19 protein-coding genes, 1 other RNA gene and 1 pseudogene are annotated in these 21,548 nt (G+C 38.6%); 11 read left to right on the top strand and 10 right to left on the bottom strand.

Annotation, left to right across the window (positions count from 1 at the left end; genetic code table 11):
- The first annotated feature begins 4 nt into the window (after positions 1-4).
- The 4 genes and pseudogenes from J3U91_RS04920 (at position 5) to J3U91_RS04905 (ending at position 3,455) form a co-directional block, all read left to right on the top strand.
- On the top strand, positions 5-982 hold the full coding sequence (locus J3U91_RS04920) for a polyprenyl synthetase family protein (RefSeq protein ID WP_002818896.1): 978 nt from the start codon (positions 5-7) through the stop codon (positions 980-982).
- 1 nt (position 983) lies between these two features.
- Complete coding sequence (locus tag J3U91_RS04915; protein ID WP_002818898.1) at positions 984-1,817, top strand: energy-coupling factor transporter ATPase; 834 nt, start codon at positions 984-986, stop codon at positions 1,815-1,817.
- On the top strand, positions 1,793-2,659 hold the full coding sequence (locus J3U91_RS04910) for an energy-coupling factor transporter ATPase (RefSeq protein ID WP_002818900.1): 867 nt from the start codon (positions 1,793-1,795) through the stop codon (positions 2,657-2,659). Before J3U91_RS04915 ends, J3U91_RS04910 begins: the two co-directional genes overlap by 25 nt.
- Positions 2,656-3,455: pseudogene (locus J3U91_RS04905) on the top strand (energy-coupling factor transporter transmembrane component T family protein). The gene J3U91_RS04910 and the pseudogene J3U91_RS04905 overlap by 4 nt, the downstream one beginning before the upstream one ends.
- Here J3U91_RS04905 and J3U91_RS04900 read toward each other — a convergent pair.
- The 3 genes from J3U91_RS04900 to rnpB form a co-directional block, all read right to left on the bottom strand.
- Positions 3,444-4,409 (bottom strand): prenyltransferase, encoded by a 966-nt coding sequence (locus tag J3U91_RS04900; RefSeq protein ID WP_002818905.1) that lies wholly within the window; start codon positions 4,407-4,409, stop codon positions 3,444-3,446. The pseudogene J3U91_RS04905 and the gene J3U91_RS04900 overlap by 12 nt on opposite strands.
- 109 nt (positions 4,410-4,518) lie before the next feature.
- A complete protein-coding gene (locus J3U91_RS04895) occupies positions 4,519-4,884 on the bottom strand; it encodes an FMN-binding protein (RefSeq protein ID WP_226489992.1) in 366 nt (121 codons plus the stop codon).
- 283 nt (positions 4,885-5,167) lie between these two features.
- An RNA gene (gene rnpB / locus J3U91_RS04890) (RNase P RNA component class B) lies at positions 5,168-5,528 on the bottom strand.
- Positions 5,529-5,661: 133 nt separating this feature from the next.
- Between rnpB and pepF the strand changes: the two genes are divergently transcribed.
- Entirely contained in the window at positions 5,662-7,464 is a 1,803-nt protein-coding gene (gene pepF, locus J3U91_RS04885; protein WP_002818909.1) for an oligoendopeptidase F, read from the top strand.
- A 61-nt stretch (positions 7,465-7,525) separates the two neighbouring features.
- Here pepF and J3U91_RS04880 read toward each other — a convergent pair whose 3' ends face one another.
- On the bottom strand, positions 7,526-8,092 hold the full coding sequence (locus J3U91_RS04880; RefSeq protein ID WP_002818911.1) for an SLOG family protein: 567 nt from the start codon (positions 8,090-8,092) through the stop codon (positions 7,526-7,528).
- Positions 8,093-8,115: 23 nt separating this feature from the next.
- Here J3U91_RS04880 and recU point away from each other — a divergent pair, with 23 nt between their 5' ends.
- On the top strand, positions 8,116-8,709 hold the full coding sequence (gene recU, locus J3U91_RS04875) for a Holliday junction resolvase RecU (protein WP_002818912.1): 594 nt from the start codon (positions 8,116-8,118) through the stop codon (positions 8,707-8,709).
- Positions 8,710-11,343, top strand: coding sequence for a transglycosylase domain-containing protein (locus J3U91_RS04870; protein WP_002818914.1), 2,634 nt, complete (start codon positions 8,710-8,712; stop codon positions 11,341-11,343). It begins immediately after the preceding gene.
- A 65-nt stretch (positions 11,344-11,408) separates the two neighbouring features.
- Here J3U91_RS04870 and J3U91_RS04865 read toward each other — a convergent pair whose 3' ends face one another.
- Genes J3U91_RS04865 through J3U91_RS04850 form a run of 4 tightly spaced genes read right to left on the bottom strand, consistent with a single transcriptional unit; the run spans position 11,409 to position 15,486 of the window.
- On the bottom strand, positions 11,409-12,137 hold the full coding sequence (locus tag J3U91_RS04865) for a DnaD domain protein (RefSeq protein WP_002818916.1): 729 nt from the start codon (positions 12,135-12,137) through the stop codon (positions 11,409-11,411).
- Positions 12,137-13,441 (bottom strand): asparagine--tRNA ligase, encoded by a 1,305-nt coding sequence (gene asnS, locus J3U91_RS04860; RefSeq protein ID WP_002818918.1) that lies wholly within the window; start codon positions 13,439-13,441, stop codon positions 12,137-12,139. Before asnS ends, J3U91_RS04865 begins: the two co-directional genes overlap by 1 nt.
- A 22-nt stretch (positions 13,442-13,463) precedes the next feature.
- Positions 13,464-13,976: a cell wall elongation regulator TseB-like domain-containing protein gene (locus J3U91_RS04855; protein ID WP_002818919.1), complete on the bottom strand. Its 513-nt coding sequence runs from the start codon at positions 13,974-13,976 to the stop codon at positions 13,464-13,466.
- A 40-nt stretch (positions 13,977-14,016) separates the two neighbouring features.
- Positions 14,017-15,486 (bottom strand): exonuclease domain-containing protein, encoded by a 1,470-nt coding sequence (locus J3U91_RS04850; RefSeq protein ID WP_002817172.1) that lies wholly within the window; start codon positions 15,484-15,486, stop codon positions 14,017-14,019.
- 36 nt (positions 15,487-15,522) lie between these two features.
- On the opposite strand from J3U91_RS04850, the gene mvk reads away from it, so the two are divergent.
- From mvk to fni, 4 genes are read left to right on the top strand one after another with little or no spacing between them, the layout of a single operon-like run.
- On the top strand, positions 15,523-16,443 hold the full coding sequence (gene mvk, locus J3U91_RS04845; protein WP_002818921.1) for a mevalonate kinase: 921 nt from the start codon (positions 15,523-15,525) through the stop codon (positions 16,441-16,443).
- Complete coding sequence (mvaD, locus tag J3U91_RS04840) at positions 16,443-17,387, top strand: diphosphomevalonate decarboxylase (protein WP_002818923.1); 945 nt, start codon at positions 16,443-16,445, stop codon at positions 17,385-17,387. The genes mvk and mvaD overlap by 1 nt, the downstream gene beginning before the upstream one ends.
- Positions 17,380-18,129 (top strand): mevalonate kinase family protein, encoded by a 750-nt coding sequence (locus J3U91_RS04835; RefSeq protein WP_002818924.1) that lies wholly within the window; start codon positions 17,380-17,382, stop codon positions 18,127-18,129. Before mvaD ends, J3U91_RS04835 begins: the two co-directional genes overlap by 8 nt.
- Positions 18,126-19,229, top strand: coding sequence for a type 2 isopentenyl-diphosphate Delta-isomerase (fni, locus tag J3U91_RS04830; RefSeq protein WP_002818925.1), 1,104 nt, complete (start codon positions 18,126-18,128; stop codon positions 19,227-19,229). Before J3U91_RS04835 ends, fni begins: the two co-directional genes overlap by 4 nt.
- On the opposite strand, the gene J3U91_RS04825 is transcribed toward fni, so the two are convergent.
- On the bottom strand, positions 19,214-20,590 hold the full coding sequence (locus J3U91_RS04825) for an RsmF rRNA methyltransferase first C-terminal domain-containing protein (protein WP_002818927.1): 1,377 nt from the start codon (positions 20,588-20,590) through the stop codon (positions 19,214-19,216). The two genes, fni and J3U91_RS04825, sit on opposite strands and share 16 nt — an antisense overlap.
- A complete protein-coding gene (locus J3U91_RS04820) occupies positions 20,583-21,548 on the bottom strand; it encodes a GDSL-type esterase/lipase family protein (RefSeq protein ID WP_002818928.1) in 966 nt (321 codons plus the stop codon). Before J3U91_RS04820 ends, J3U91_RS04825 begins: the two co-directional genes overlap by 8 nt.

The raw sequence follows: 21,548 nt of genomic DNA, 5'->3' as shown, positions 1-21,548 counted from the left end.
AAATATGAAAATAAATCCGATGTGGGATAAGTATCCGCTTATCAAACATGAGTTGGGGCTTACTTTAGCTTTGATGCAAAAAAATATTAAAACTGACAACGAGCCCGTTTCAAAAGCGATTTTGGAGATGATTAATTCCGGCGGAAAATTGCTCCGGCCAGCTTATTTATTGTTGTTTTCAATGTTCCAAAAAACCGATCGCAATAAAATTATTGCCTTGGCAGCAGCGATTGAAATTCTCCATATGGCGACTTTGATTCACGATGACGTAATCGATGAGTCGCCAACTCGACGGGGAATGTCATCGATTCAAAAACAGTTCGGACAAAGTACAGCTGTCTATTCCGGTGATTATTTGTTTGTTGTATGTTTTAACTTGTTAGCCGAATACGCCAGCGATTTTCGTGGAATTCAGCAATACGGTCACCATATGAATGCGATTTTAAATGGTGAAATGACACAGATGGTCGAGCGTTATGATCTAAACATTTCCATTGACCAGTATTTTAAACAAATCTCCGGAAAAACCGGGCAATTATTTTCCCTAGCAACTTTTCTCGGTGCCTACGAAAGCGGAAATAAAATTAAATTCGCGAAAAATGCCGAAAAAATCGGCCTGAATATCGGCGTATCTTTTCAATTAATGGATGATATTTTGGATTATACCGATAATAGCCAACAGATCGGCAAGCCGGTTCATAACGACATGCGTGAAGGTGTTTATTCAGCCCCTTTGATTCTGGCGATGGCTCAACATAAAGATCTTTTTTTCCCTTTTTTGAAAAAGAAGAACAAAATGACTGATCAGGATACTGAAGAAATTGCTAAGCTGGTTATCGAATTCGATGGGATTAAAAAGGCCAAAAAATATGCTGAAACCTATACAAAAAAAGCACTTATACAAATTAATGATCTTCCTGACAAACCTGCAAAGAAAGCTTTAATCGATATCACGAGGGAATTATTGGATCGGCAATCCTGAAATGAAAATAATCGAAACAAAAAATTTAAATTATAGTTACACTCAGTCATCGATAAGAAGTATCGAGAATGTTAATTTTTCTGTCTTAGATGGTGAATGGATAACGATAGTCGGGAAAAACGGTTCCGGTAAAAGTACCTTGATTCGCCTTTTAGACGGCTTGCTTAAAGCTGATTCAGGAAAGATAATCATCGATGGACTAACCCTTTCAGAAAAAACTCTCTGGGAAATTCGCAAAAAAATTGGAATCGTTTTTCAAAATCCCGATAATCAATTTGTGTCCGGTAGCGTGATAGAAGATGTTGCCTTTGGAATGGAGAATTATCAAATTCCACAAGAAGAAATGTTGGTACGTGCTCAACAGGCTTTAAAAACTGTCGGAATGATCGATTTTGCCGAAAAATCGCCAGTTCGCCTGTCAGGTGGACAAAAACAGCGAGTAGCAATCGCCGGTGTTTTGGCAATTCAGCCGAAAATTTTAATTTTGGACGAAGCGGCCAGTATGCTTGATCCGGATGGACGCGATGAAGTCTGGCAGACAATCAAAAAATTAAAAGAACAGCAAAATTTGACCGTCATATCAGTTAACCATGATTTGAATGAACTTAATTTATCCGATCGAGTAATTTTGTTAAATGATGGAAAAATTGCCGCTGATACAAAAATTAACCAACTCTTTTCTGATAGTGAGCTTCTATCAAAAAACGATCTTAAACTTCCTTTTTTGCAACAATTGCAAAAAGATTTGCGTGAAAGTGGAATCAATTTTACACAAGAATACAATCATCAAAGGGAGCTGGTTAATTTTCTATGGAAATCAATTTCAGGAACGTAAGTTTTAGTTACCAATTAAATACGCCATTTTCGACTGCTGCCTTAAAAGATGTCAGTTTCGATATACCAGATGGATCCTTCACCTCTATTGTCGGACATACGGGTAGTGGCAAATCGACAGTTCTTCAACTTATCGATGGACTTCTAATCCCAGAAAAAGGTCACATACAAGCTGGAAGCTTTCAAATGAATTCCGGCAGCAATGCAAAGCATTTAAAGAAATTCCGGAAAAATGTCGGTTTTATTTTTCAGTTTTCCGAAAATCAACTATTTGAGGAAACGGTTGAAAAAGATTTGATTTTCGGACCAAAAAATTTTGGCGTCGAAGAAAAAATCGCCAAAGAAAAAGCGCGGAAAGTTCTTAAAACTGTTAATTTACCGGAATCATTTTTGCAAAAATCACCACTAGACCTTTCCGGCGGCCAAAGGAGACGGGTCGCGATTGCATCGATTCTAATTTCCGATCCGCAGCTGCTTTTGCTTGACGAACCGGTCATTGGTTTGGATCCGGGCAGCAAGGATGAAATAATGAATCTTTTTAGCAGACTCAACCAGCAGGGAAAAACGATTGTAATGGTAAGTCACGAAATGGATGATGTCGCCGATTATTCCGATCAAATAATCGTTTTAAACGCTGGCAGGATTTCAAAAGTCGGTAGTCCGGAAGAAATATTTTCCGATGAAAGTTATTTACGCAAAGAAAAATTGCGTTTACCCTCGGCAATCGATTTTGCCAAGCAATTGAAAAAAGTTGGTTTTCCAATTAATGTTTCAATCAAAAATAAGCGAGAGCTGTTAAGAGAAATTAAAAAGCAGTTTGAAATTAAGAAGGATAAAAAATGAATGTTGACCGCTTATTAATTGGCCGATATTTGCCCGGAAAAACACTGATTCATCGACTTGATCCACGGGTAAAATTAGTGATCACACTGGCCTTTATTTTTCTAACTTTTTTCGCTGATAATTGGCAATCCAATCTATTACTGTTTGCCTTCATCTTTTTTTGTGTTTTGATTGCAAAAATTCGCTTTGGCTTTTTTTAAACGGTTTACGGCCGATGCTCTGGCTGATCATTTTCACAGTTATGATGCAGGTTCTTTTCCTAACCGGCGGACACCTTTACTGGCATTGGGGGTGGTTGACAATATCACAGTACGGTATCAATTCTGGAATAATCGTTTTTTTGCGCTTCGTTTTAATTATTTTTATTTCAACATTATTGACTTTGACAACCTCGCCAACAAATTTGGCAAACGGATTATCCAGTATTTTAAAACCATTAAAATTTTTCCATCTCCCCATCGATGAAATATCGCTAATGCTTGCCCTCTCCCTCAGATTTGTACCAACTCTAATGGATGAAACAGGTAAAATTATGAATGCCCAACGAGCTCGCGGAGTTGATTTCGGCGAAGGAAATATTTTCCAACAAATGAGATCGCTTGTACCGACTTTTATTCCCCGATTTATCGCCAGTTTTAATCGAGCCGATGAATTGGCAACGGCAATGGAATCACGCGGTTATGGCGGAGCTCCTAAAAGAACAAAATTTAATCGATTAAAATTTAAAGTGAATGACTGGATAGCATGCTTAATATTTGTTTTTCTGATTTTCGCAATATATTTTTTAAGAAAATAAAAGAAAAGCAACGATAATCAATACTTGCGCTGCGCCTATCATCAGCAAGTTATTTATAGCGCTTTTAAAAGTTGTTGCCTTATCCTGAAATTGCATAAAGGCATGGGTATTTTTGATTATCCAGGGTAATAAAAGAAGAACCAGTAGACTCCAGATTGGCAAATAATTAAAAATAACTGAAATTAAGATGAACAAAAGCGCCGTCGATGGCCAAAATGGATAAATTTGGACGGCTTTCTTTTTTTCCAGATAGAAAGGCAGAGTATAACGTTCATTTTTTATGTCCTGTTTTAAGTCGCATATATTATCAGCGAACATAACCGTACTATCGAGAATTGCGAATGGCAGACCGACAAGTAAAAGTTGGAACAGAACAGCAAGATTGACCGTCAGATTAACAATCCATTCGGAATGAAAAGACAAAAAAATCGGCAAATATGGCATGTTGATGAAGGAAGCGATAAAAACGGTTCCAAAACCTTCGACCGGTCCGGACAACATCTCTCCTAAAGGAAGTCTCGACAGAGGGATTGGGCCGGCTGTGTAAAAAATTGCAACAAAGATCGCTGCCCCACCGATGAAAAGAAGGATTAAATTTGTCCGAAAAACTAATATAATTCCAATTGAACAAGCAATTAATAAAAAGGAAAACATTAAATAAAGAACGTGTTTCGGATTCAAATGCCGATAACTGATAATATTTGTCGTTTCCAAGTATTTTGAATCTTTGGCTTTTTTAAAATCCTGTACATGATTAAAACCCGATACAAAGAGAGCAACACAGAATTGGGCAACGAAATAAAGCAGCGTATTTATCCAGTCAATTCTGCCAAAAGCATACTGAGCATAGGCAAAACCGAATAAAAGGGGCATCAAACCAGTGAGTTTCTGTGGGAGACTGATCAATTGAAAGAAAATTGGCCAGGTGATTTTCGCATAATCCTTTTTTGTCATTTTTAACCTCTCATTTAAATTTTACGTATTAAGGAACATAAAAACACCTGTAAGCCGAACCCTCGAATTACAAGTGTTTTTGATTCAGATTGTTGAAAATTTATGTTGCTCAATCCGAGTAAATGATATTAGAAATTTTAACGGTCTTATGGTTGCCCGCTTGAGCACGATTGATGAGCTGTTGAGCATAAATAACGAAAAGATTCGAAGACTCGGTTGCCCCGGAAACCGTGTCAACAACGGCCGAAGGTTCTTTGGAACCGTAAGCTTTAATTAATTCCTCGTTTAACTTTGGAATATATTCCTTAGGTCCAACCCCGTTGGCCTTTTTCATTGCTTTTTCATAGGCTGCGTCATCAGTCTTCGACTTGCCTTTTTTGTTGACATAATCATATTTATTGGAAACAATTTTGTTGTTTTTGACTTTCATCGACATTACAACACGATATCCATTATAGTAATCCTGCTCTGCCAATTTGTAAGTCCCATTTTTAAGCTTCTTACCAGCGGTCTGCTTCGCAGTTTTTGCTGCGCTGTCCGTAACCGAAGTATTATAAACGCAGCGCTCGTTAAAGCGATGCTTTTTAGCGTCTTACTTGTTTTCATAATAAAACCTTCCCCTTGTAAACTATGATTTCGCGCTACTTGTGAACCATATTACAAAATTCATTTTACTACTTTAACAAGGGACTTGGAAACGCTTTCAATAAATTTCACAATTGCACAAAAAAACCGCATCTCTGCGGTTGCCTTGGCAAATCTATAGGCCATGTTATGTTCCAAACGAGATTGGCGATCACGTTCTTCGACGATCATCTATCTACCGGATAAAACCGGTGTCAATTTTTACTTCATTTAGCCAAATTGACCGCCCCTACCAAAAAGTTTGGGTTGCCCGCTTGCAGGGTTTACGTCGTCTCACTTCCCCGGTTTCCCGGTTATTCGTCGCTATAGCACTTTTATAAGTTAATCAGACATGGCTAAGCTTTAGTCCTTTCGCTAGCCGTCAGTTAAATACTGCCTTCGCTTATTGGGCTCAGTACAAACACTCCAATCATCTCAGATTGGGCGGGCATGGACCTTCCTCACGAGTCTTTCATCGCGCGATCATCCGATTTGCCCTTAACTATTATACACATGGCGACTTTTTCAAAAAAATAAAAAAGAAACATTTTTTAGTAAGAATTTCTACAAATGCTTTACCGTGCTAGACTTTTTATTAACTCGTAACTTGGAAATTTAGGAGGAAATTATGACAGAGTTAAAAGCACGTTCAGAATTCGAAGAAAGGTATAAGTGGGATCTGAGTCCTCTTTTTGCCGATGAAAATGCATTTCTAAGAGCTATTAGCGATAGCTTGGACCAGATTAAAGCTTTTCAAAAAAATTTTGATGGGCATTTACATAGCCTTGAAGATTTTCAAAGAGCCTTGAAGGTTTATGAACAGTTGGGAATAGAGATAGATCAAATTGCAAATTATGGTTTTATGCCTCAAACATCGGATTTTTCCGATGAAAAATTTGGTGAAATAGCTCATGCCGCTCAGGACTTTGTCACCAAAAGCGATGTTGCTTTAAGTTTTTGGAAAGATGCCTTGATTAACGCCGATGATCAAATTCTTAAAGAAATAAATAAAAATCCCAATTATGCGGAATTGGTTCGCAAAACAAGACTCGACAAAAAAAGTTATTTAGGAAATACCGTCGAAAAAACAATCGCGAATTTACAAAGTGCTTTAAACACTCCTTACGATGTTTATACAAAGCTTCGGGCTGGCGACTATCATATGCAGGATTTTCAAGTCGATGGAAAAATATACAAAAATTCATTTGTCGCATACGAAAATTTCTACCAAAACGACGAAAATGCCGAGATTCGAGAAAAATCTTTCCGTTCTTTCTCAACTGGTTTAAGAGAAAACCAAAACGCTGCAGCGGCGGCTTATCTTAATCAGGTGACAAACGAAAAAGTACTGGCAACAATGCACGGTTACGATTCAGTTTTTGACTATCTGTTGGCTCCCCAAGAAGTCGATCGGACAATGTTTGATCGGCAAATTGATTTGATCATGAACGATTTTGCCCCGGTTGCGCAAAAATATTTAAAACACGTTGCCAAGGTCAATGGGTTGTCGAAAATGACTTTTGCCGATTGGAAACTTGATTTGGACTCCGAATTGAATCCGGAGGCTTCAATTGAAGACGGTTACAGCTATGTGATGAAGGCCACTGCCAAACTTGGGGATGAATATACAAAAACAATCGAGCCTTTCTTAAAAGATCGTTGGGTCGATTTCCCGGCAAATACTGGCAAAGATTCTGGCGGATATACAACATTTCCATATGGGGTCCATCCCTTCATCCTGATGAGCTGGACTGGGCGCTTGTCGGATGTTTATACTCTAATTCATGAAATCGGTCATGCCGGTCAAGGTGCTTTGTCAGCTAAAAATCAAAGCTATTACAACTATGAACCTTCAACCTATTATGTCGAAGCTCCCTCAACTTTTAACGAACTGCTCCTGTCGGACTATCTGGAAAACCGGTCCGATGATCCAAGAACGAAGCGTTTCGCTCTTTCTCACCGTCTAAGCGATACTTATTTTCATAATTTTATTACTCATTTGACCGAGGCGGCTTTTCAACGAGAAGTTTACACAATCATCGATCAAGGGGCTTCCTTTAATGCAGAAAAACTGAATCAAATTATGAAGAAGGTTCTTTCAAGTTTTTGGGGCGATGCAGTCGAAATAGATGATGATGCCGCTTTAACTTGGATGCGGCAGGCGCACTACTATATGGGTCTTTATTCTTACACATACTCAGCTGGTTTAACAATTTCAACCCAGGGATTTATTAATTTAAAAAACAATCCTGAAAACGGTCGCAAATCTTGGTTGGATTTCCTAAAACTTGGCGGTTCCAAAGCACCGATTGCGGCCGCTAAAACTGCCGGAGTCGATGTAACAAGTGATCAACCATTGAAAAATACAATTCAATTTTTATCTGATACAGTTGATAAAATCATCGCTTACACGAAACAAATTGAGAAATAAATTAAAAATAATCCTTCAACCTTGAAAAAATTATTTTAAGATTTTTATTAAGAAACGATCCTTACCAGGGTCGTTTTTCTTCTTCGATTTCATTGGAAATATCTGTCAGCATATCAAAATCAATTGTTTTTAAAGAATAGTCGGGGTGTTCCAGTTGATATGCTTGAATTGCTTTGTATTCAAACTCCGCTTTTCCAGGATTATCAGGATCATAAACCATCAATGCTCCATCTGTGTGCTTAAGCATAAAGGCCTGAAAGTTGCGTAATTGAATTGGACTTTTATAGCTCTCTTTTGAAAGAGCCTCCGAAAAATCGACCCGAGTCCTCAAATCAGTTAACTTTACTTGGTGTTCCTGATTCCAATTTGCAGCGAAATTAGAAAAAGGAAGCATAAGTGCTATTTTAAGCTGTGGGAAATCTTTTTTAAGCCCAATCGCGGTTTCACAAGTCCACTGTTCAGTGCCCATTTGTCCCCCGGTAATTATCCATTCGAGTCCGTTATTTTTCAACTGATCAATCAGATTTTCCTTCAAAGCACGTTTAATGACTTCGATCTTCGGATCTTTATCATTGAAAGCACCTAACTCAAAACTTCGGTATCCTGTAACCCAAAGACGTGTTTGCATGTCTTTATTCTACAATTGTTGTTATGGTAAATTATCCAAGTGGAGTAAGAGCAGGCGGTTATCCACAAAAAAAGAAAAATCAGAACATCCGTTACGGTAAACGTGGGATGGGTCTTGAAGAAATGATCAATCAGGCCAACGACTACTACTTAGTGAATCATCAAGCAGTCATTCATAAAAAACCAACTCCGATTACTGTTGTCCATGTCGACTATCCCGATCGGAGCATGGCCAAGATTACCGAGGCTTATTATGTTCAACCGTCAACAACCGATTATAATGGGGTCGTTAGCGGCAAATATATTGATTTCGATGCCAAAGAAACAAAAAACAAGACCAATATGCCCTTAAAAAATTTTCATCAACACCAAATTACCCATTTAAAAAACGTGCTTGAAAATGGAGGGATTGGTTTTTTGGTCCTTGGCTTTACGACTTTATCGGAGTATTATATTTTTCCAGCCTCACTTTTAATCAAAATTTGGGATAAAGCAAAGGCTGGCGGAGAGAAATCTTTGCCCTATAAAATCGTTTCCAAGCAAGGAATTAAAATAAACAGTAAAATGATACCTAGTCTGGATTATTTACCAGCTTTGAAAAAACTTTTTAATATCTAAATGTCTGACAATTCTTACAATCCAAATAATTTCGGAAGTAATTACGACGGCCAAAATCATAGCAGCGATTCTGCTAATAAAGCCAACTCGAATTTTGATTCAGCCCCATCGAATTACAAAGATCCGAATAATATGTTTCCCGAGACAAATGGACGGCTTCCTATCCATTTTGGTCGGAATAAAAATAAAAACATAAACAAAAATTTTGATGGAAATCAGAGTTCGTACGGACAAAACCAGGATTTTAATCAAAGTAACGATTTCAACCAAAATAGTGATTTCAATACGCAAAATTTCTCGTATGAGAATTATGATAACTACAATAACGATGCAAACAAAGCCCCTAATGAAAAGCGAAGGGATTCATCCAATAATTTGAAAAAAAGTCGAAGAAAATCAAATAATGGTTCAAATCGACCTAAAAATAAAAAAAAGAGCAAATTAAGGCTTTTCGGTAAAATTATTGCTTGGTTTACAACAATTTTTGCCTTGGTCCTGTTGGCTGGAATGGCAGTTTTTTTTACCTACGCGGCTAGTGCACCGAAAATTACCGAATCGGAATTGGCTTCTGAAAATTCGACACAAATTTATGATTCACAAGGGAATTTGATTTACTCAGTTTCCCAACAGCAACGAGATTATGCAGACCAGTCGGAAATACCCAAAAGTATGATGCATGCGGTCGTTGCAATCGAAGATCGTCGTTTTTATAAACATCATGGTGTTGATGTTTATCGAACTCTCGGAGCACTTGTTTCGGATATCAAAGGAAAAATAACCGGCAGTACCGCAGGGCTTCAAGGGGGGTCGACTTTAACCCAGCAATTGGTTAAATTATCCGTATTTTCAACCAAGACATCGGATCAAACGCTAAAAGTAAAAGCTCAAGAAGCCTGGTTGGCTCTAAAAGTCGAGAGAAATTTCAGTAAAAACCAAATTCTCACTTTTTATATCAACAAAGTTAATATGGGAAACGGCATTTATGGAATGGAAACAGCCGCCAAATATTATTTCGGAAAGACTTTAAAACAATTAGACGTTTCTCAAACTGCCATTTTGGCAGGAATTCCCCAATCCCCGGTTTATTACGATCCGTATGTCTATCCGAAAAATCTAAAAATTCGTCGCGATCAGGTACTGGCTGACGAAGTTAAAATGGGCTATATTACTCAAGCTCAAGCCAACAAGGCGAAAGCCGAGTCAGTCACAAAAGGACTTATTTCAAAAAGCAAACACACTGCGAATTCTGTAAGTACAAACCTTACTGTGAATGCTTATGTTCAGTCTGCCCTAAAAGAAGTCAAGAAACTTGGATATAATCCCAACAAGGACGGTTTAAAAATATATACAGCCATGAATATGAAGATGCAAAAGCGTCTTTATAAAGTTCTAAACGGCGGAACGGGAGTGCCATGGCAAAAAGGTATTCAAGCGGCGGCAACAGTCGCTAATCCAAAAAACGGACGAATACTAGCCCAAGTCGGCGGTCGGAATGTTACGACAATGTTTGGTCTTAATCGAGCAGTACAAACCAATCGATCCTCGGGATCGACGGCAAAACCTTTGGTTGATTATGGACCAGCGATCGAATATCTAAACTGGCCAACTTATCGAACGGTACAGGATACTGCATATAAATATCCGGGAACAAATACCAGTGTTCATGATTTCGATGACGAATATCAAGGAAACATGACTATGCGTAAAGCAATCGTGGTTTCCAGAAACATTCCGGCGGTTAAAACCCTGATGGATGTGGGAACAACGAGATCCTCCGAATTCTTAAATAAACTCGGCATAGCGATCAAAGCAAGCCAATTAACCGCTTCTTCAGCAATTGGTATTAATGTTTCCACAGAACAAGAAGCGACAGCATTCTCTGCTTTCGCTAATGGTGGTACTTATTACAAACCCGAGTATGTCGAAAAAATCGTCACCTCGGATGGTGTAACTCATAGTTATAAGCCAAGCGGGACACGAGCTATGAAAAAATCAACCGCCTTTATGATGACAAACATGCTCGAAGGCGTTCCTCAATCAAATGGATCTGCTCCCGGAGCAAAAATATCCGGCCTCTATCAAGCGGTAAAGCCCGGAATCGTTGGTTATGCCTCGTCAGTCGGACAGCCTGATGGAGCAGAATCGGATGTTTGGCTTACAGGCTATACAAAGTACTTGGCTGCCTCTTTCTGGGCTGGCTACGACGAACCGAATAAAACCGGAAACTACATTCCTTATTCGTCAGAGTCTTCCATGCCTGAGCGTGCCTACCGCGATTTCATGATAAGTGCCATTCAAGGATATGAAAACACCAACTGGGCCGCGCCAAGTACGGTTGAAAAAGTTGTTAAAAATGGAGTTACCGAATACGAAGTCAAAGGAGCAAAATGGAGCAACGGCGGTCTGCCAAGCGTTTACTCGTCGTCTTCCTCCAGTACACAGACGGTTGTTGTTGATCCGCCTGCTTCCGCTTCGACTGCCAGCACATCAAGTTCGTCAAGCAGCGTTGTTGTTCAAAGCAGCAGCTCGTCATCAAGTTCTGCGGCTGCAAGTTCCAGTTCTAGCAATGATACACAGACATCATCGTCAGCCAATACTGAATCGTCAGCCAATACTGATTCGAATAGTCCATAATAATTACTCCAATAAAATAGAAAACAAAAAAACGGATTCTGACATCCGTTTTTTTGTTTGAAAAATTATAAATTCTTTTCTTCACCGATTTTTTTTAAAGGTATCTTGATATTTTCCGATCCGGAAGAAGATGGAGGCTTTCTTTTAAATTCCTGTTTACCCTCAAAAGAATCGTCCGAATACCTCTGCCGGTGCTGTAAATTATCGGCTTCAGCCTGTTCTTTAGTTTGGACATTGTTATGTTTCCAATTAAGCAGTATTTTTTCGATATAACGAAGATTTAAGATTTGAGCATTAACTGCCTGATTAAGTGCTGTAACGACCAAATCAGGGCTAAATTGGTCCTTTTTAAGCCATTCGGAAATCGTCTGCAATTCCATCGGTGTTAGCATTCGACCAAATTCCCTTTGAAAGGTCTGATAGAGACGTTTTTGAGTACCAAGCTGGCTAAGACTTTTGTCGGAAGATAGAGAATTCGGATCAACCCGGCCTCCTCCGACAAGTTTTTCGATTAAACCGCTTAAGTCATATGCATCGTTATTCATTGAAAAGGAAATGAACTTATGCTTCAGCAGTTTTTCAAGAATTCTTTGAATCGAATTCTGAGAAAAATTAGTCCGGGCAGAAATTAATTCAGAACTCGGTAATTTAATCGCTTCTCTTGAAAACGCAAAAAGTTGAATAACAACAATTAAATCCTCGTTGCTCAATCCAATTTGATGATAATTTCTTAAGAGTCGCGTCGGAATATCGACATTTCCTTCGGCAAAAAATTGTTTTTCGTCTTCGTCCATCAGGGATGCAATCGATTAAGAGTCCTCGGGAATGGAATCGTTTCGCGGATATGATCTTCGCCAGCTATAAAGCGAATCAAGCGTTCCAAACCAAGACCAAAACCGGAATGCGGCACGGTACCGTATTTACGAAGATCAAGATACCAACTGTATTCGGAAAGGTCGAGATGTTGGGAGATAATCTGCTGTTTCAAATAATCATAGTCGGTATCACGTTCCGAACCGCCGATTATTTCCCCATAACCCTCCGGAGCCAGCATATCAGCCGAAATTACCACATCATCGCGGCTTGGATGACGTTTCATATAAAAAGCTTTAATCGCTTTAGGGAAATTAACAATGAAAAAAGGCGAATTAAAACGTTTTGCCAGAAAAGTTTCCTCCGGCGAACCAAAATCAACACCCCATTCGATTTTAAAATCATTATCTTGTAATAATTTAACCGTATCATCGTAACTGATTCTTGGATACGGAAGTTTGGTGTAGGCGCGTAGCTTTTCGACATCCTGACCGAGCATTTTTAATTCAACTTGGCAGTTATCAACAACTCTTTCAATCAAATAAGCTATAAATCGTTCTTGGACCTTTAGGGAATCTTCTTGATGCATCCAAGCCATCTCGGCATCAATCATCCAAAATTCAGTCAGATGCCGGCGGGTCGAGGACTTTTCCGCACGAAATGTTGGACCAAAATCATAGACTTTTCCAAAAGCCATCGCCCCGGCTTCAGCATAAAGCTGACCGGTTTGCGATAAATAAGCATCTTTATCGAAATATTTTACTGGAAACAGTTCAGTGGTTCCTTCCGGGGCCGAATCTGTAATAATTGGCGAATCCAATTTTAAAAAACCATCTTTGTGAAAAAAATCATAGATCGCACGAATAATTTCGTCGCGAATTTTCATCGTGGCGAATGGTTTTTGATGGCGCAAATATAGATGCCTTTCATCAAACAGAAAATCTGTGCCATGTTCCTTTGGCGTAATTGGATAATCTTCCGATTCACCAACAATTTCAATATCTGAGACGGCCATTTCAAAACCAAACTCGCTTCGTGAATCTTGATGAATTTCGCCGGTTACATAAAAACTGCTTTCCTGTTTTAAATGTTCGGCTAACTTAAAAGTAGCTTCGTCGACATCGCCGACCGAAACAACCCCCTGCATAAAACCGGTTCCATCACGCAACTGCAAAAAGGCAATTTTTCCGCTTCCTCTTTTTTGCCTGAGCCAAACACCAATCTTGACTGTTTGACCGACAAATTTAGAAACATCTTCGATTCTAATTACTTTAGTTTCTCCCATTTATTCAAAACTCCTTAAATTACTATAATCCTTCAATTAGGCGATAAACTTTGCCGCTCTTTAAATCAACCGTTAGAAAACTAACCGAATTCTTTTTTCCTGCATAACTTAATTCGAAAACAGCCCGACCCTTATAAATCGATGGAGCAAAAGAATAAACATTCTTAACCTTGTACTTTTCATAAATTTTATCGAGTTTGCTATCCGAAAGCTGTTCGGAAACCGGAACCTTATCGACTATTTTTTTCTTGGCATTGAAAATGACCAAATATTCTTTGCCTTTGCTGTTTGTGCCATAAATCGAATAATAATTTCCATTACGATCACTCTCTTTGAAAGTCTTGACTTTCTTAATACCAGCTTTTGTTTCCGCCAAACTTGAAAATTTACCGGCGGAGCTATTGATCGGCAGTAAAACGAAAAAAAGATAGAGTGAAACTAAAAGCAGTACAAGAATCATCAGTCCGACATAAATTAAACGCCGATGAGCCTTATTAGATTTCTCTTGATATTGTATTCTTGAATAGTTGTCCAAATATCCTCACTTACTACGACTATAAATTATATAAAAACGGCTATTTTAATTCACTACCTAAAGACAAAATTACGGAATTCATATCAGAAAAATCCCTGATTGAGTACCAATTCTTTATATAGCTCTGGGCCTGAGTAAACAAAATAATTTTTTTGGAAAAAAATGGAAGCATATCGATCAAATTGGATACTCCTTTGTCGACATCGAAAATAAACAAATTATATTCCCGGGAAAATTCATTTTTAGTTCTCAAGAAACTGTCAAGATCGGTAATAGCGATTGAGGGGAAAGTATAACTGGAGATCGATCGTTCAAAATAATCGAATTTATTTGGCGAATCCTGATCACTGAAAAAATTAAAGAGCGGTTCGGGAAAGCCATTAACGAATTCATTCAAGTTTCCCGTCCTGCTTTTAAGTAGCCAACTAATAACTCTTAACTTCGCCAATTGACGGCTGGGATTGTCTTCGGTCAAAAAAGCATCAGCCAATTTATCCAAACTAACGAAATCTTTTCTTGTAATCGGGATTTGAAACAAATCCTTATTTTCGGGAAATAGGGATTGAGATTTTTGAAAAGTCGAACGTCTTCTTAAATAATTTTCCTCAATGATTAAAATTTTATATCCTTTGGCGGCAATTTTCACAGCCAAATCCAAATAAGCATTTGTTTTTCCAAAACGCGGTCGGGAAAAAACAGAAAAAATCTTATTATTTTTGCCAGTAATTTTCGATTGAAGAATATTGGCAAAAGATTCTTGACGTGGTCTTAAAACAGTTGCCGGGAGCGGTTTGGAAAGCGAAGACTGTTTCTTTGCTTCTATCCATTTAATAAGCTGCCCCTTATCTATTTTTTTCAGTCTTGCGATGTCGAAAGGACCATATCGATCACCGGGAAAAGTTCTTTTTCCTTTCGACAATTGAAAAATTGTTTCCGTATTTCCAAGCAAACTTTTCGAATGATTAATCAAATTATTTAAAGTATTCTGCGGAAATTCCTGCAAATGTTCATGAATTTTCAAAAAAAGCTGTGCAGTTGCCGAAGCATCCTGATCCGCTCGATGATGCCTTGGTAGATTAATACCGAGTTTTGAAACAAGCTCATCTAATTTATAACTGTTCATTGTTGGAAAAACAATTTGGGCCAATTGAACCGTATCAACGTATTCCAAACGTAAGCGGCGCATTTTTATCCGAGCGAATTCCCCGTTTAAATACGGAAAGTCGTAACGAACGTTGTGCGCAACAAAAACAGTTCCTGACAGTTGGTCATGAATCATTCGAGCCAAATCTTCAAAATATGGTGCATTCTCGACATCTTCGTTTTTTATCCCGGTTAAATCTACAATTTGTTCAGGTATTTTAACGCCAGGATTAACCATCGTCTGAAAATTATTAATTATTTTCCAATTTTTAACAAAACTAATTCCAATCTGAATAATATGGCCGCCCTCTTTGAATGGAGCAGTTGTTTCTAAATCCACAATTGAAAAAGTTGAATTTTCATCCATCTACAAAATTTTACCTTTTTTACTACAATTAGTATTATGAATTTCGGTTTTGGACAAGCACATGCTAAAGCACATCTTCTTGGAGAACATTCGGTTGTATACGGATATCCGGCAATTATCGCGCCTTTATTGAGTCTCACGAATAAAGCCGAGATTATCGATTCCGATACAACAGTTATCGAAACAGACAACTTTTCCGGATCGATGTACCAACTTAATTATCGTTTCAGCGGAATTTATAATCTCCTGGTCGAATTGCTCAATTTCTTTGAAAGCCCCGATCTGACTTTCAAACTGCACATTAAATCAAATATACCCTCGAAAAAGGGCCTTGGATCATCGGCAGCATATGCTGTCTCAATTGTAAAGGCTTTTTGCGATTATTTTGACTATCAGTACACCGATGAAGAAGTTTTCAAATTCGCTCAAATAGCCGAAAATAAAAATCACGGTAAATCTTCCGGTGGAGATACCTATGCCGTTATGGCCGAAGGTCCGATTTTTTTCGACAGCAACAAAGATGCGACGATTCTAAAACTCGACACACAGGCTTATATTATAATTGCCGATTCCGGAACAGCCGGTTTGACCTCTCAAGCCGTTCAATTGGTTGCGGACAATTATGAAAAGAATCCAACTGTCTATGGCGGTTACTTGAAAAGAATGGGAGAAATTGCCGATAAAGGCCGAGAAGAAATTATCGCAGACGACTTAAAAGACTTTGGCCAGTTAATGAACGAAAATCAACTTTTATTGTCAAAATTAGGCGTTTCAACACCCTACTTGGAACGTTTAATAAAAATTACCCTAAAACACGGCGCACTGGGTGCTAAATTGACCGGTGGCGGGCTCGGCGGAAGTATTGTCGCTTTAACTGATAAATCGGAAACCGCAAAAGAAATAAAAAGTGCTCTCAGCAAATCAGGAGCATCGGAAAGCTGGATCTCGAAAATCTGATGGCTAAAGTCCGTGCATATACAAATATCGCCCTGATAAAGTACTGGGGAAAAAGCGATCTAAACTGGAATTTACCGACCAGTAGTTCGATTGGTCTAACTTTGGATCGTTTTTACACCGACACGAGCGTGGAAATTGATCAGTTTTCAAAAAAAGATTTTTTTCAATTAAACGGGCAACAAATCGAAGGGCCAAAAATCAGTAAAATCATCAATTTTATCCGAAATTCGTGCGGTAATAAAAATTTTGTAAAAGTTATCAGTGAAAATCATGTACCGACATCGGCTGGATTGGCTTCTTCGGCTTCTGCTTTTGCAGCTTTGACAAAAGCAGCCAGTCAGGCTTTCGGCCTCGAATTGGATAATCGAGAACTTTCAAAGATTGCCAGAATTGGATCCGGCTCGGCCAGCCGGTCGATTTTTGGTGGTTTTTCCATCTGGCATAAAGGGCAAAACAAGGATGATTCTTTTGCCGAATCAATTTTGGATCCAGTCGATTTTGATATCCGGGTTATCGACATTTTAGCCGACAAACGTGTAAAAAAAATATCTTCGAGTCAAGGAATGCAGCTGGCTCAAACTTCTCCAAATTACGACAGTTGGCTTAAAAAAAATGATCGTCAGATCGATGAAATGTTAAAAGCAATTTCAGATCACAATCTTGAAAAAATCGGTTTGATTGCCGAAACAAATTCGGCATCGATGCATGAACTGAATCGAACTGCAAAAGTCCCCTTCGATTACTTCACGGAAAATACTCGAGAAATTATTGCCGAAGTCGACCAACTTTACAAAAAAGGAATCCTAGCCTTTGCAACAGTGGATGCCGGTCCCAACGTAAAAGTTATTACCAATTCGGAATATCAGGAAAAAATTATCAATGTACTCAAAGAATACGGCGAAATATTGGTTCAAAAACCAGGTCGGGGTGTAGCCAATGTCTGAACTAAAAATACCGGGGAAATTGATGTTGGCGGGAGAGTATGCCGTTACACTGGCAAACCATCTGGCTCTTGTTTTCTCAATCGACCGATTTATTTCAAAAAATTATTCACAACTAGTAAACGAAAAGGGAGTCAAATACGGACTTGGATCCTCAGGTGCCTACGCTGTTTTAATGACTAAAATGGAAAATTCTTCACTTTCGGATAAAGATATTTTTCGGCAGGCGTTAATTTTGTCTCGACAAACACAGCCACAAAACTCCGGTGCCGATATAGCCGCTTCAACCTATTCAGGCTTACTGCTTTATAAAAACGGTAGTTTTCCTGAGAGAATCTTTTTTCCTGAAAACTGGAATCTAATTGTCGGTTGGACTGGAAAACCGGCCATTACCAGTGAATTGGTTAAAAAAAATCAATTGTCATCCTCTTTTGTAAAAGAATCCGATATGATTGTCAGGAAAATGGTTGATTTTATTAAAGCAAAAGATTTTGAAAAATTTAACCAGGAAATTTTTCTGGCTGAAAAAAATCTTGAAAAACTGAGCGGTGTTTTAACAGACAAATTGGCCAAGGCAATCGAAATCGCGAAAAATTTCGGCATCGAAGCCAAAATTTCCGGCGCAGGCGGTGGCGATAACGTAATTGCTTTTACAAGAGATCCGAAAATTAGTCAACAAATTAAAAATAATTGGCAGGAAGCTGGAATTATTCCGCTTGATTTGCACGTATACTATAAAAAGTGACAGAAAATCCTAAAAAAATTGAATCCGCTCATGCCCATCGCAAAGACGAACACCTCAGCCTAGTTATTTGGCAATGGCGTCATAAACTACCTTTAAGTGGGCTGCAATTTGTCCATCTCGATCGACCGGTTTTACCAAATGTCAACGTTACTGATGTTGATCATTCAGTAAAACTTTTCGGCAGTCATTTCCAGTGGCCTTTTTATATCGAAGCAATGACCGGCGGAAGCTTTAGAACCGGCGTTATTAATCAAAAATTAGCTGCTATTGCCAAAAAGTATCATCTTGCAATGGCTGTTGGATCAGAGTCTATATCTATCAGCGAAAAAGAAACAATCGAAAGCTTTTCGGTCGTTCGAGAAGAAAATCCTGATGGTTTCATTTTTGCCAATATTGGCGCCGGCCATTCTGTAGAAGATGCTAAAGAAGCTATTCGAATTGTCGATGCAAATGCATTGGAAATTCATTTAAACGCTGTCCAAGAGCTGTCAATGAGTGAAGGAGACCGAAGCTTTGCTTCTTGGAAAAGGAATATAAGCAATATTATCGAGCAAGTCGATGTTCCGGTCGTCCTTAAAGAAGTCGGTTTTGGTATGTCAAAAAAATCAGTCTCTGATTTAGCCTCTTTACACCCCGCCGCCATAAATATAGCCGGTGCGGGTGGAACAGACTTCGGCAGAATCGAAGAAACAAGAAATCGTCAATCTTTTTGGGAAACAGCCGATCAAGACGAACAAAATGAACAGGAACAAGAAGAAGAATTTGATGATCCCGAGTTTCAAAGCATTTTAACCAGCAATACAAATCTCGGCATTATCACAAGTGATTCCCTTCGTTTTGCCAAACAGGCCAATACTGGGTTACCGATTATCGCAAATGGTGGAATTACAAATTCTTTGGAAGTTTTTAATTCCCTAGCCCTTGGTGCAAAAATGGCCGGGATTGCTGGTTATTTCTTATTTCAGCTTAGTCAAAATAAACTCGAAAAAACAATTGAAAGTTGGCAAAAACAACTACCTTTGCTATATGCGATTTATGGAGTCACCAAGAGTGAAGAAATCAGTCAATTAAAAGAAATCGATCCCTACGATCTTGGCTGATCGTGAATTGTCTTTCTTAATCCTTTTGGATAAAAGTTTTTAATTACCTTATCGGAATATCGGCCAATGCCAATCCCGTTAGATTGTTTAGTCATTAAGACCCATCCTTTGACAAAATTCCCCTTTAAATTTGTGATTATATCGCCATGAATAAATTGTCTGAATTCGTAATCCGAAAGATCGTAGGTTTGAGAAATTTTATTGCCCAAACTGCTTAATGCAAGTGAGTGAGTCGGAAGAAAACGTTTATTTTTTAGTCGGCCGATTTGCAGTCCGAGTCGAAGAACCTTCAATCCGGAAATTTCAGGACAATTTTCGGGAAATAAATAAAGATAATCGCCAAACCTATAAATTTGCTTAATTGGAAAATCGAACTGATTCTCTTTAAAAGTATTCTGAAGATTTTGAGAATCGTTACGACTTAAATTACTCCGCAATTGATTAACTTTGTTTTTTTGGTTCTTCCCCTTCGATTTAATTAATCGGGCAACAAAATGTCCTTCACCCTTAATTTTGTTCGGCCAGAGACGGGCTGTATTTTTTAATTCGCGATTTCCGTCGGCCCACTGCGGACGACCATCTTCGATACCATCTTTTTTCCTGATTTTTAATAGTGATAATTCGGAATAATTATCCAAAAGCCAGGCCATAATCTGCTCGTCTTCTTCCGGTGCAAAGGTACAAGTTGAATAAATAAGCTGGCCGTTTGGACGGAGCATTGACAAAACTGATTTGAGAATTTCTTTTTGCCGGTTAGCACACTCCGAACTATAGTCGGAATGCCAATATTTGATTGCCTGAGGATCTTTTCGAAACATGCCCTCGCCACTGCAGGGAGCATCCAAAAGAATCTTGTCGAAATAATTTTCAAAATGTTCTGCCAATTCATCAGGGCGATGATTAGTAACGATACAATTAGTAATCCCGGATCTCTCAATGTTTTCGCTAAGGATTTTTGCTCTGGAAAAACTGATCTCATTCGCTATCAGTAAGCCCTGATTATTCATATCAGCAGCAATTTGGGTACTTTTTCCACCGGGCGCAGCTGCCAGATCAAGGATCTTTTCTCCTGGCTGTGCGTCAACTACCCGGGCGACGAACTGAGCACTTGGTTCCTGTGAATAGGCAACCCCACTCAAAAAAGCTACTGATTCACCAAAAATTTTTCCATAACGGCCATTTTCCCGATTCCAAGGAATCGGAGCTTGCCTTTTTAAAGAAGCAAATTGACGAAGGTCCTTTAAAGGATTCAAATGAAAACCATTATCGGCTTCCATTTGAAAGCTGGCCAAAAAATCATCCGCTTCCTTCCCAAGTAGGCGCCGGTACTTCGCTATGAATTCCTTTGGTAGCTCAAGCATTCAATTTTTCCTCAATTAGCGGCAGAAGAGTTTTAGCAGCCTGTTGTTGCCCATTAACACTCAAGTGGACACCGTGATCACTTATTTCAAAATTCCAATGATTATTTTCAATCAAAGAAATATGTTTTTCATCCTTAAAAACCTTGCGGAAAACATCTTGGAAGCAACCGTTAAAAGGTTCAACAACAATAATTTTCGTTTCGTGAAAACGTTTTTTTAATTCACGCAGCAAAGCTTTTAGAGAAAAAGAAAATTCCTCAGAACTGGCTGAACGGTCATTCGTCCCTAAATTAACAATTACTCCGGCTAAAGGCTGCGAATAATCAATTGGTCGAGAAACATTTAAAGCCGAGTTCCAGATAAAATCAATTGCCGTCGGTGGATAAATATTGGCTCTTTGAGTGATTCCAGTACCGCCATAAGCAATTCTAAGATTGTTGAAATCGAGTTTCTCTGAAAGCAAATAAGCCCAACTCTTATCGGGACGATGAGCCGAAGTATCAAAACTGTCCGGTAAAATTTTTTGGCCATTGATGATCGAATCACCAATAAAAACCAAGTTTTTTCTAGAGGGAACTGCCCCGGTCAGTTGACCATTAAAACTGATTTTTTTTAAAAGGAAAAATTCAGAAAGATTCCAGGTTTGTGCTTTCACAAAAGTTATCGCCTGAGTCATAATCCGAATTAAATGATCTGAATCAGGATCCAAATCAAGCTGAATATTACGTTCGGACAAAATTTGCGAGTAAAAATCGGCTCCATCAATTGAAATAAGAATTCTTGATTGATCCGCAGCTAAAGTTCTATTTGGCCAATCAAAGATAATCTTTGAACAGTGACTGCTTTTAAGCCAAATCTCTGCACCAAGATTTGTTGAAAAAATCTGTTTGTTGGTCGAATCCTCGATCCAACTTCCAAGAAAGGCATTTGATTTAATTGTTAAAGGAAAAGTATTCAT

Origin of the sequence: Oenococcus oeni (genome assembly GCF_020510245.1) — a bacterium.
Lineage (GTDB): Bacteria > Bacillota > Bacilli > Lactobacillales > Lactobacillaceae > Oenococcus > Oenococcus oeni.
Note: the sequence above shows the minus strand (reverse complement) of the source record. Positions and strands in the feature narration are given on the sequence as shown.